Origin of the sequence: Jonesia quinghaiensis DSM 15701, assembly GCF_000423205.1 — a bacterium.
Classification (GTDB): domain Bacteria; phylum Actinomycetota; class Actinomycetes; order Actinomycetales; family Cellulomonadaceae; genus Jonesia; species Jonesia quinghaiensis.
Window position 1 is genome coordinate 14,666 of record NZ_KE383990.1, and the last position, 11,713, is coordinate 26,378.

Sequence of the window (11,713 nt, forward strand, 5' to 3'; positions counted from 1 at the left end):
CACCACACAGTGAGGTTCTTGTGATTGCTGACAGCATTGATCCACGTCCAGTACAACGCCGTGAGCAACTGAAAAAGGGAAAGATCTTTGACCTCATTCGCGAGGACGTGGACCTTGGTGAAGCGGGTGTTGTCACTCGTGACTACATTGACCACCCCGGGGCCGTAGCCATTATTGCGTTGAATGACGCGGACGAGGTGCTCCTCTTGCGCCAGTACAGGCACCCCGTTCGCTCATTTCTCTGGGAGCCACCGGCAGGATTGCTTGATATAGCGGGAGAAGACGCACAAGTCGCTGCTGCCCGCGAACTCCACGAGGAAGCGGACCTCATAGCAGACCACTGGTCTGTTCTCACCGACTACTACACGACCCCTGGTGGGAACAACGAAGCAATTAGAGTGTTCCTTGCACGTGGCCTCCGTGATGTCCCTGACGACGAACGTCACGCACGTGTCGATGAAGAAGTTGGCATGGAAAACCTCTGGGTTCCTCTCGACGATGCCGTGAATCTTGCACTGACCGGGAAGCTGCACAACCCCTCGGCTGTCGTTGGGATACTCGCCGCTCATGCTGCACGGTCCGCACAATGGAGCACACTGCGTCCCGCTACGACGCCATGGCCTGAACGACGCTCGGCGCCGCTAACTTAGGAGCGGTTCACGGTCCTCAATGACACCAAAAACCTACGCGCATCAGGAATCACCCAGCAACGATCAGTGACCTAAACGGTTAAGTAATCGAGCGCACAAGAACCTCACTGGCATGGTGGCATCACCGCAACGATGCGGAACACCGACAGGAAGGTTCACTGATGGACAGATCGACCAGGCGCAAAGCGCCATGGGCGTGGTTCGCGGCGATCGGTGCGACATCCCTCATCGCAGGGTTCGCCGTACCAACTGCCACAGCAGCCACCTCTGTGCAACCGGCCATGGACATCGTACAAACAGACGAAGCAACCAGCGAATACGACCAACGCTTCCTGGAACTGTATGAACAAATCCATGACCCGGAAAACGGCTACTTTAGCCCACAAGGAATCCCATACCACGCTGTCGAAACCCTCATGGTAGAAGCGCCCGACTATGGGCACGAAACAACATCAGAAGCGTACAGCTTCTGGATCTGGATGGAAGCTGTTTACGGGCGGGTTACCGGGGACTGGGAACCCCTCAACCACGCGTGGGAAACCATGGAAACCTACATGATCCCCCAGCAGGAGGACCAGCCCACAAACTCCTTCTACAACCCCAACTCGCCCGCAACCTACGCAGCCGAGTACAACCACCCCTCGAACTACCCGTCACCACTTAACCCCGGAGTATCTGTAGGCCGCGACCCCATCGGCGCAGAACTACGCCAAACCTACGGAACCTCAGACATCTACGGGATGCACTGGCTCGCTGACGTCGACAACATTTACGGCTTCGGGGCTGCCCCAGGGCCAGGTTGCACACTAGGGCCAGATCATGAAGGTGTCTCTCTGATCAACACCTTCCAACGAGGGCCACAAGAATCAGTGTGGGAAACCGTCCCACAACCCAGTTGCGAAGAGTTTAAGTTTGGCGGTCCCAACGGATTCCTCGACCTCTTCACCGGAGACTCCAGCTACGCCAAGCAATGGAAGTACACCAACGCCCCTGACGCCGACGCTCGTGCCATTGATGGTATCTACTGGGCAAAAAAATGGGCTGAAGAGCAAGGTAAAGGCGACGAAATCGCTGCGACCGTAGACAACGCCTCGAAAATGGGGGACTACCTGCGCTACGCGATGTTCGACAAGTACTTCAAAACTGTTGGGTGTAACTCAACAAATTGTGCAACAAACAATAACCGTGAAGGCGCGCACTACCTCCTGTCCTGGTACTACGCCTGGGGTGGGGCAACAGACGCGAACGCTGGATGGGCATGGAGAATAGGTTCCAGTCACGCACACTTCGGCTACCAAAACCCCATGGCAGCCTGGGTGCTCTCCACTGATGAAGACCTCATTCCATCGTCCCCCTCTGCGCAAAATGACTGGTCACAGTCACTTGACCGCCAACTTGAGTTCTACCAGTGGTTGCAGTCCTCAGACGGCGGAATTGCAGGAGGCGCAACGAACTCCTGGAACGGAGCCTATGACGCCAAACCAGCGAACGTGTCAACGTTCTACGGGATGGGTTACACCGAAGCACCTGTCTACCATGACCCGCCATCGAACGAATGGTTTGGTATGCAGGTGTGGTCCCTGGAACGTGTTGCGCAGTTGCTCCACGAAAGCGACGATGCACGGGCCAAGAAAGTACTCGACAAGTGGGTACCTTGGGCTCTAGAAAACACCAACTTCACCGATGACGAGAATTGGTCAATCCCCTCCAGTCTCACGTGGACGGGACAGCCAGACACTTGGAATCCAAGTAACCCTGGCTCCAACGAAAATCTCACGGTTGAGGTTTCAGGTCATGGCCAAGACGTTGGTGTCGCCGCGGCATATGCTCGAACCCTCATGTACTACGCAGCTGCAACAGGTGACGAAGCGGCACAAGAAGGAGCTAAAAAACTCCTCGACTACATGTGGGAATACCACCGAGACGACCTCGGAATTGCTACCCCAGAAATCCGAGAAGACTACAAACGCTTCGACGATGTCTACACACCAGGCGGCGACGGCATCTACATTCCGCAAGGGTGGAGTGGCACCATGCCTAACGGGGACAAGATCGAACCCGGCGTCTCCTTCCTTGATATTCGATCGTTCTACCTAGACGACCCAGATTGGCCGAAAGTCCAGGCATACCTTGACGGTGGCGAAGCGCCAGAATTCACGTATCACCGGTTCTGGGCTCAAACCGCAATTGCAACAGCGCTCGCAGACTACGAGCTCTTGTTCAACACTGACGGGACTGATCCTGGTGATGGAACTGATCCTGGTGACGGGACTGATCCTGGTGATGGAACTGATCCTGGTGACGGGACTGATCCTGGTGATGGAACTGATCCTGGACCATCAACGTGCGAGGTAACGTACTCCACCAACGATTGGAACAGCGGTTTCACCGCGACCGTGAAAATTAAGAACACCTCTGACCAACCTATCAACGGGTGGGCATTGGAGTTCGCTTTCCCAGCAGGGCAAGCAATCACGAACCTGTGGTCAGCCACCAACGAATCCTCCGGCTCAAACATCCGAATCAGTAACGCGGGATGGAATGGCAGCATCGCGCCAGGTGCCACCGTAGAGTTCGGGTTCAACGGTTCCCATTCTGGGAACAACCCAGCGCCAGCAGCATTTGAGCTGAATGGCTCCGACTGCGCCTCCTAGCCTAGGAGTGCATCGTTGGTGCGTGTTCTCACACACCAATTGTTAACGCAATGATGCCGGTCCTCCACAATTGGAGGACCGGCATCATTACGTGCTTCAGGTTATGCAGCGGTTGCTGGTGCTGCGCCTGGTATACGAATGGGCTTGGGGGTGGTGAAGAACAACCCCAAACGAACAGAGACCACTGTCAGCACTCCAGCGAGTAGCATGTGTGCGGCAACGGCGGCAACGGGTAAACCATAGAAGGTTTGGAAGTACCCTATTCCACCCTGGATAAGAGTGATGGCCACGACGATCAACCATGCGTGAGTCTGTTGGGGTGCCATGACGTGTCTGTGGCGTGCAATCCCATAACCAATGAGTGCGAGTAGCGCAACATACACCCAGACACTGAGGGCGTGGAATCGGGCAATCGCCATAGGATCAAAAGCGAAACGGTAGCCGACCTCAGCGTCACCAGAATGCGGACCTGAACCAGTGGTGATGACACCAAGAATAACCACAGGAATCAGAACGATTTGGACAGCCCAAACAGTTTTTATGAGCCATCCGGGAATCTTGGCAGCGCCTGGTCGAGGCTGATCACTGACGTAGTACTGCACCATCGCTGATATCGCGATGATGACAATCGAAATGAAGAAGTGTGAGCCAACCACCGCTGGGTGTAGGTCAACGAGCACGGTGATGCCACCGAGCACCGCCTGAATGGCTGTGCCCACTAGCGGTAGCGCCGCAAGGCGACGAACCCACACCGGGCGTGTTCTGTCGAACGTGACAGACAGGACAAGCAAAATAGCCACAACCACAAGAACGCCAGTGAGCGTGCGGTTTCCAAACTCAATGAACGGGTGGAAACTTGTCGCCTCATGGAAGCGTGGCGTGAACTCACCGGGCTCACACATTGGCCATGTTGAGCAGCCTAGACCTGAACCGGTGAGACGGACCAGTCCACCGGTAAGCACAATGCCCACCTGCACAATGACGTTGGCAATGGCGAAACCGTTTGCGTATCGGTGAAACCATTGAGTGCGTTGACGGGCTATCGGGTTGGCGGGGGCGTTAGGAGACTGGGGCATCGTTGTCACTCCTCAACGGTAGCGGCGGCTGGTGGGTCAGATAAGGGGCGAAAGGTACTGTGTTCCTCATCCGAAGGGGGGATTGGAGCAGCAGCAAGTGAGTCAGCTGCGGCGAGGTCAGCGCCGAGCCACGGCATGGCGATACGGTCAATGAAGAGTTGCACGAGTGGGCCCGTGCCTAACGCCATGATCAAGGTCCCAACCCCGACAATCGCGGCGACGTTTTCTCCCGCCGCAAAGTATGCAACTCCACCGATCACCACGGCGAGTGTGTCAGTTGCAATACGGCAGATCCGGAAGCTCACACGGTTCCCTGTTGCTGTGGATACGATGCGTGCTAACGCATCGTATGGACCCACACCGAGCCGTGCAGTCATGTACAGGGCAACACCCAAGCAAGCGAGCAGAACTGCCGCGATGAGCAGGGAGATACGCGCAGGCAGTGACTCAGGGTGAGCAAACAGTGTTGTTTGAGCTAGGGCATCGATGACCGCGATAACTCCCGTGGAGATATAACCAACGAGCACCATATTGAACAACGAACCGATGCCAATGTAGTGGCGACCGGTAAAAAAGACGACAGCGAGCAGCATGATGTTGAAGCCCACCTGATAAGTAGCGAAGTCCAACCCGAGAAACTGGGAGACCCCTAGGTTCATTGCAGTGAAGGGGTCGGTGCCAAGTTCTGCGAGCCGAAAAAATCCGACAGCTATCCCAATAAGGAAAACGCCAAGCATCATGGCGATAAGGCGCCTACGCGAGGGCAGGGTGGGGCGGGTGCGTTGCATGTGGTGTTAGCTCCAAGTGAACAATTTTCGGGCGCCCCATCCCAAGGCCGCACTCCAGCCGATGAGGACAACAATAGACCAGGGAGGGATATACCCTTCCATGAATGCTCCTCGCAATGCTTCACCGAGCGCCCCAGAGGGGAGTAAGAGTGCAAGTTGTTCGAGGGGGCCAGGGAGTTGGCTGGCGGGGGCAAGGATGCCGCCACCAACAAGAAGTGCCACAAGAATAATGTTGGCTAGTGCTAGGACTGCTTCAGCGCGCATCGTGCCGGCAAGAAGTTGAGCAAGAGCAGTAAATGATGCTGTTCCGAGCACAGTGGCTGGAATGAGCAGGAGGAGCCCTGCAGTATCTGGGCGCCACCCAAGAATGGCTGCGGTGATGCCGATAAGAACCAACTGGATGAGCACAATGAGCGTTACGCCAATGATTTTCCCGGCGAGTAGACCACTTTTACCGAGCGGTGTAGTGGCGAGGTAACGCAATACTCCATTGCGGCGGTCAAATGCGGTGGCGATGGCTTGAGACGTGAAGGCTGAACTCATAATGGCCAGCGCCATGACCCCGGGAGTCAGAAAGTCCAAGGTGGTGTGGCTGCCGGTGTCGAGGTCAACCACATCTGTTGTGGTGAGGAGAAGGAGAACGCCCAAGGGAAGCAGGATAGTGACCATCAACTGTTCGCCGTTGCGGAGGATTGCAGCGATTTCAAATTTGGCTTGCGCCCAGATTCGGGCAGATTGGGTGGCTGCGGTTGACGTTCCCTGGGGGAGTGGCGTGGTCATCTGAGGTTACGTCCCGTGATGTCGAGGAAGACGTCTTCCAAGGTTCGTGTACCAATGCTTACGTGGGTGATCAGAGTGTTTGAGGTTCCAGCCCACTGGGTCAGGGTTATGAGGGTGGCGGGGGTGATGTCACCGGTCACCGTAAATGTCTCTGATTGGTGTGTGGAGGGCGTGATGTTGAGCCCAGTGGCTGCGGTTGCGGCCTTATGGTCGATGGCGCGGTCTGTGGTGACGGTCAAGATTGAGGTGTCGTGCGCTGTGAGTTCAGCGGGGGAGCCGTGGGCGATGACAGTCCCGTGGTCGATAATGATGACTCGGTCTGAGAGAGCTTCTGCTTCGTCCATCAGGTGTGTGGTTAACACAATGGACGTGCCTTGTTCTCGAAGCGCGCGGATGAGGTCCCATACGGCGTGTCGTGATTGGGGGTCCATGCCAGCACTAGGTTCGTCGAGGAATACAAGGCGGGGACGTCCGATGAGTGCGGCAGCCAAGGCGATTCGTTGGCGTTGCCCACCAGACAACCGCCGAACCGATGTGGTCAGAAACGCGGAAAGTCCTAAGCGTTCAATGAGGTCATTAATGGGCCACGGGTTGGAGTAGAGGCGTGCCACATGAGTGAGCATGGTTTTACCGTTGACACCGGTTGGGAGCCCGCCGTCTTGAAGCATGACGCCAACTTGTGAGCGAAGCGCTGCACTGTCGGTGTGGGGGTCGAGCCCGAGAACACGAATGGTTCCACTATCTGGGACGCGCAGGCCTTCACAACTTTCGATGGTGGTGGTTTTTCCTGCACCATTCGGGCCAAGGACTGACGTAATGTGGCCACGTTCTGCGGTGAGCGTGAGGTCGTCAACAACGCGCCGCCCGGAGTATGACTTGGTCAAACCGGTGATTTGGAGCGCTGGCGCGGTGTCGGTGTGTTGTCCTGGCACGCCCTTGAGTGTATTGCGCTTTACTGGGAATGTCTGTGATCTGGCAGCCTGGGAGGCCATGCGTGGTGAGAATCACCGTGTTGTAAGCGGTCAGGTGAGGTTTGCCTTCCTTGCCAAACGCCAATTAGGGAACAAAGATGTTTCTTAATGTTGTTGTTAAGTTGGTGGGTCTCCTCGCACTTGTGCATCCCACCACAACTGCAACAGCCAGTGGAGAGAAGAGGTGACGCACACGCATGACGAATATCTCGCTGCGTGGTGACATGCCCAACGAGGCGACCACAGGCATCGTGAAGGACACGCCAACCACTACCGCGGCAGTTGATGAAGAATCCACCCGCGAACGTGTGTTGCAGCTGATTGTCTCAGATGGGCCAATCAACGCCGCAGCACTAGCTCGACTCCTTGGGCTAACCGCGGCCGGAGTGCGTAGGCACCTAGCGCAACTAGAAGACGACGGTGACATTGCCGTGCACTCCGATGCGCCAACCGGAAGAACCCGGGGACGCCCCTCACGACGCTACGTCGCAACAGACAAAGCCCACGTCAAAATGGGTGGCGGCTACTCAGGAATTGCCACCGATGCATTGAAATTCTTAGAAGAAGTTGCCGGGCCCGATGCGGTAGAACAATTTGCTGCCAACCGCCTAGCGCATCTCGAAGAACGATATGCCCAAGTGCTCACCTCACCCGATCCACGTGAACGGGTGGAACAACTCGCCAAGGCACTGACACAAGACGGCTTTGCCGCCAGTGTCCGGCCTGTTAACGGCATACCGATGCTCCAACTGTGTCAGGGCCACTGCCCAGTCCAGCATGTAGCAGAGCAGTTTCCCCAGCTGTGTGAGGCAGAAGCCAAAGCGTTCTCGCGGCTTCTTGGCGTCCACACGCAGCGTCTCGTGACCCTCGCCGGGGGAGGTCACGTGTGCACCACAAACGTCCCGGTAGCCATCCCGCAACGGAACCAGTGACAGCCCGCACGCATAATGTCACCCGTCCGCGGGGAACCAGAACGTCCGTGACACGGAACGTGGAAGGAAAACTATGAGCGCCCCCACGCAGGAACCCAACGCTGCTGCGCCCATGAGCGACGACGCGATCATCGCGTCCATCGGCTCATATGAGTACGGCTGGCACGATGAAGACGCAGCCGGCATGAACGCGCAACGCGGAATCAACGAAGAGGTCGTTCGCCGAATCTCGGCGATGAAAGACGAACCAGAGTGGATGCTGAACCAACGTCTCAAGGCTCTGCGCCTCTTTGGAAAGAAGCCGATGCCCAACTGGGGTTCAGACCTCTCCGGGATCGACTTCGACAACATCAAGTACTTCGTGCGTTCCACGGAGAAGCAAGCCACAAGCTGGGACGACCTCCCAGACGACATCAAAAACACATACGACCGCCTAGGCATCCCCGAAGCTGAAAAGCAGCGCCTCGTATCAGGTGTTGCAGCTCAGTACGAATCCGAAGTGGTCTACCACCAGATCCGCGAAGACCTCGAAGAGCAAGGTGTCATCTTTGTTGACACCGACACAGGGCTGCGCGAATACCCAGAAATTTTTGAGCAATACTTTGGGTCAGTCATCCCCGCGGGAGACAACAAATTTGCTGCACTGAACACGGCAACGTGGTCAGGCGGATCATTTGTCTACGTCCCACCAGGGGTCCACGTAGAAATCCCACTGCAGGCATACTTCCGTATCAACACCGAAAACATGGGGCAGTTTGAGCGCACCCTCATCATTGCTGATGAAGGCTCATACGTGCACTACGTTGAAGGGTGTACTGCACCGATCTACAAAACTGACTCGTTGCACTCTGCCGTTGTGGAAATCATCGTGAAGAAGAACGCCCGCGTTCGCTACACGACCATCCAAAACTGGTCAAACAACGTGTACAACCTTGTTACCAAGCGAGCAACTGCCGCTGAAGGCGCCACCATGGAATGGGTTGACGGGAACATCGGGTCCAAAGTGACCATGAAATACCCAGCAATCTACTTGCTTGGTGAGCACGCTCGCGGTGAAACATTGTCCATTGCTTTCGCCGGTGAAGGTCAACACCAAGACGCCGGGGCAAAGATGGTGCACGCGGCACCCAACACGTCATCATCGATTGTGTCGAAGTCTGTCGCACGTGGTGGCGGTCGCACGTCCTACCGTGGACTGGTCCAGGTGCTCGAAGGAGCAACACGCTCGGCATCAAACGTGCTGTGTGACGCTCTCCTCGTTGACCAAATTTCCCGGTCAGACACCTACCCGTATGTAGACGTTCGTGAAGACGACGTCACTATGGGACACGAGGCAACAGTCTCCCGCGTCAGTGAGGACCAACTGTTCTACCTCATGTCACGAGGCATGGAAGAAACCGAGGCAATGGCAATGATCGTGCGTGGGTTCGTTGAACCTATCGCGCGTGAACTGCCCATGGAATACGCACTCGAGCTGAACCGCCTCATTGAACTTCAAATGGAAGGATCCGTTGGCTGATGACCAGCACAGTTGACAACACCGAGGGCCTGACGACCGACCACTCGCAGGCCACCGCCGACGCCGCGCACACTCACGGCACCGGTGGCGGGGTGCAGGGGTCACGTGCTGACCGCCTGACGTCCTTCAACCTCAGTGACATTCCCGTGCCCAGTGGGCGCGAAGAAGAATGGCGTTTCTCCCCGGTTTCACGGCTTACCCCGTTGTTCGCCGACAACCTTGTTTCACCAGCAGGCGCAGTGTCTGTCACTGCAGCACCTGAAGTACAGGTTGAGGTTGTGGGGCGGAACGATGCGCGACTCGGAAAAGCAGGGACCCCCGGTGACCGCACAGCAGTTACCGCGTGGAACAGCATCACCGAAGCAACAGTGGTCACCATTCCCCGTGAAGCAGTAGCAACTGACGCCACCTACGTCTCTGTGACAGGTGACGCACAGCAAGCCAGTGCAGCGCACATTCTCATCAACGCCAAGCCACTGTCACAATCGGTGATCGTGCTTGACCACACTGGTGACGCTTTGCTGAACGAAACCGTAGAAATCGTTGCCGAGGATGACTCACACGTCACCGTCGTTTCCGTTCAAGACTGGAACGAAGGTGCCGTTCACGCATCCTCACAGCGCATCACCCTTGGACGCAACGCCCGCGTAAAGCACGTTGTGGTTACCTTCGGTGGCGACCTAGTCCGCATCACACCTGACGCAGAGTTCCTTGCTGAAGGCGGAGACGTGGAAATGGTTGGCCTCTACTTTGCTGACGCCAACCAACACCAAGAACATCGGTTGTTTGTTGACCACGCCGTCCCACGCTGTAAATCACGCGTGACATACAAAGGTGCCCTCCAAGGCGAGGGTGCGCACACTGTATGGGTGGGCGATGTACTTATTCGTGCCGCTGCTGAAGGCACCGACACGTATGAACTCAACCGCAACCTTGTACTGACTAACGGTGGACGTGCCGACTCTGTGCCAAACCTCGAAATCGAGACTGGTGAGATTGAAGGTGCTGGTCACGCCAGTGCCACAGGTCGGTTCGATGACGAGCAACTGTTCTACCTTCAAGCTCGCGGTATCCCTGAAACAGACGCGCGCCGCCTTGTGGTGCGTGGCTTCTTCGCTGAACTCATCCAAGAGATCGGCGTGAAGGAGGTTGAAGAGCGCCTCATCGACAAGATCGATGAAGAGCTGGAGAAATCCATGAGCGTCATCACCGGCACACAGGCATGAGCGCACAACTCGCCTGCAAGGTGTCAGACGTCCCGCAGGGCACAGCCCTGCGGGTCGAACTCGACACCGCAGACGGTCGCGAAGTTGCCGTTGCAGTAGTTCACGACGAAGAAGGCACCATCCACGCCATCTTTGACGAGTGCTCTCACGGCGCGGTCCCACTGTCAGATGGCGAAGTTGAGGGCTGCTTTATTGAATGCTGGCTCCACGGGTCACAGTTTGATCTGACCAGTGGTATGCCGTGCCAATTGCCCGCCTCACGCCCTGTTCCTGTCTACCCCGTCAGCATTAACGGTGAAGACGTCCTCGTCGATGTCGACTCGCCAAAAACTGTGAAATAGGAGAAATCCACTATGTCAACACTTGTTATCAAAGACTTGCACGTCAGTGTCGAAACCAAAGAAGGCCCAAAGCCAATTCTTCGCGGCGTGGACCTCACCATTAACTCTGGTGAAACCCACGCAATCATGGGGCCAAACGGTTCCGGTAAGTCCACTCTGGCTTACTCCATTGCCGGTCACCCCAAGTACAACATCACCCAGGGTGAAGTCACCCTCGATGGCGAAAATGTCCTCGAGATGACAGTTGATGAGCGTGCACGCGCAGGTCTCTTCCTCGCCATGCAGTACCCGGTCGAGGTGCCAGGCGTGTCCGTCGCAAACTTCCTGCGGACAGCCAAAACCGCCATCGACGGTGAAGCTCCAGCTCTGCGTCACTGGGTTAAAGAAGTCAACGCCGCAATGGACAACCTGCGCATGGACAAAGCCTTCTCCGAGCGTTCGGTCAACGAAGGATTCTCCGGTGGTGAAAAGAAGCGCCACGAAATCCTCCAACTGGAACTCCTCAAGCCAAAAATCGCAATCCTCGACGAAACCGACTCCGGCCTGGACGTTGACGCGCTGCGTGTTGTCTCTGAAGGCGTGAACCGCGCCAAGGAAACCACCGGTGCTGGTGTCCTTCTCATCACCCACTACACCCGAATTTTGCGATACATCAAGCCCGACCACGTTCACGTGTTCGTTGCCGGCCGTGTCGCAGAAGAAGGCGGCCCTGAACTCGCCGAGCGTCTTGAGGCAGAAGGCTACGACCGCTACCTCACCACCGCGACCGCCTAAAC

11 protein-coding genes are annotated in these 11,713 nt (G+C 56.5%); 7 read left to right on the forward strand and 4 right to left on the reverse strand.

What is annotated here, in order from left to right; all coding sequences use genetic code 11:
* Window positions 1–20 precede the first annotated feature (20 nt).
* Window positions 21–650 carry an NUDIX domain-containing protein gene (locus G538_RS16780; protein ID WP_035834335.1) on the forward strand — a complete coding sequence of 210 codons (630 nt, stop codon included), beginning with the start codon at window positions 21–23 and terminating at the stop codon, window positions 648–650.
* A 161-nt stretch (window positions 651–811) separates the two neighbouring features.
* Window positions 812–3,304 carry a glycoside hydrolase family 48 protein gene (locus G538_RS0112480; protein WP_029069559.1) on the forward strand — a complete coding sequence of 831 codons (2,493 nt, stop codon included), beginning with the start codon at window positions 812–814 and terminating at the stop codon, window positions 3,302–3,304.
* 101 nt (window positions 3,305–3,405) lie between these two features.
* On the opposite strand, the gene G538_RS0112485 is transcribed toward G538_RS0112480, so the two are convergent.
* The 4 genes from G538_RS0112485 to G538_RS0112500 are packed head-to-tail and all read right to left on the reverse strand — an operon-like array spanning window position 3,406 to window position 6,880.
* On the reverse strand, window positions 3,406–4,380 hold the full coding sequence (locus tag G538_RS0112485; RefSeq protein WP_029069560.1) for a COX15/CtaA family protein: 975 nt from the start codon (window positions 4,378–4,380) through the stop codon (window positions 3,406–3,408).
* A 5-nt stretch (window positions 4,381–4,385) separates the two neighbouring features.
* Window positions 4,386–5,168, reverse strand: coding sequence for a YczE/YyaS/YitT family protein (locus G538_RS16785; protein WP_051197153.1), 783 nt, complete (start codon window positions 5,166–5,168; stop codon window positions 4,386–4,388).
* A 6-nt stretch (window positions 5,169–5,174) separates the two neighbouring features.
* On the reverse strand, window positions 5,175–5,948 hold the full coding sequence (locus G538_RS0112495; RefSeq protein WP_029069561.1) for an ABC transporter permease: 774 nt from the start codon (window positions 5,946–5,948) through the stop codon (window positions 5,175–5,177).
* Window positions 5,945–6,880, reverse strand: coding sequence for an ABC transporter ATP-binding protein (locus tag G538_RS0112500; protein WP_029069562.1), 936 nt, complete (start codon window positions 6,878–6,880; stop codon window positions 5,945–5,947). The genes G538_RS0112495 and G538_RS0112500 overlap by 4 nt, the downstream gene beginning before the upstream one ends.
* A 236-nt stretch (window positions 6,881–7,116) precedes the next feature.
* Between G538_RS0112500 and G538_RS0112505 the strand changes: the two genes are divergently transcribed.
* The 5 genes from G538_RS0112505 to sufC all read left to right on the forward strand — a co-directional run bounded on the left by G538_RS0112505 (window position 7,117) and on the right by sufC (window position 11,711).
* Window positions 7,117–7,851, forward strand: coding sequence for a helix-turn-helix transcriptional regulator (locus tag G538_RS0112505; protein ID WP_029069563.1), 735 nt, complete (start codon window positions 7,117–7,119; stop codon window positions 7,849–7,851).
* Window positions 7,852–7,963: 112 nt separating this feature from the next.
* Entirely contained in the window at window positions 7,964–9,370 is a 1,407-nt protein-coding gene (sufB, locus tag G538_RS0112510; RefSeq protein WP_035834411.1) for a Fe-S cluster assembly protein SufB, read from the forward strand.
* On the forward strand, window positions 9,370–10,596 hold the full coding sequence (gene sufD, locus G538_RS0112515; protein ID WP_029069565.1) for a Fe-S cluster assembly protein SufD: 1,227 nt from the start codon (window positions 9,370–9,372) through the stop codon (window positions 10,594–10,596). The genes sufB and sufD overlap by 1 nt, the downstream gene beginning before the upstream one ends.
* Window positions 10,593–10,937, forward strand: coding sequence for a non-heme iron oxygenase ferredoxin subunit (locus G538_RS0112520; RefSeq protein ID WP_029069566.1), 345 nt, complete (start codon window positions 10,593–10,595; stop codon window positions 10,935–10,937). The genes sufD and G538_RS0112520 overlap by 4 nt, the downstream gene beginning before the upstream one ends.
* A gap of 12 nt (window positions 10,938–10,949) precedes the next feature.
* Window positions 10,950–11,711 carry a Fe-S cluster assembly ATPase SufC gene (gene sufC / locus G538_RS0112525; protein WP_029069567.1) on the forward strand — a complete coding sequence of 254 codons (762 nt, stop codon included), beginning with the start codon at window positions 10,950–10,952 and terminating at the stop codon, window positions 11,709–11,711.
* Window positions 11,712–11,713: the final 2 nt, after the last annotated feature.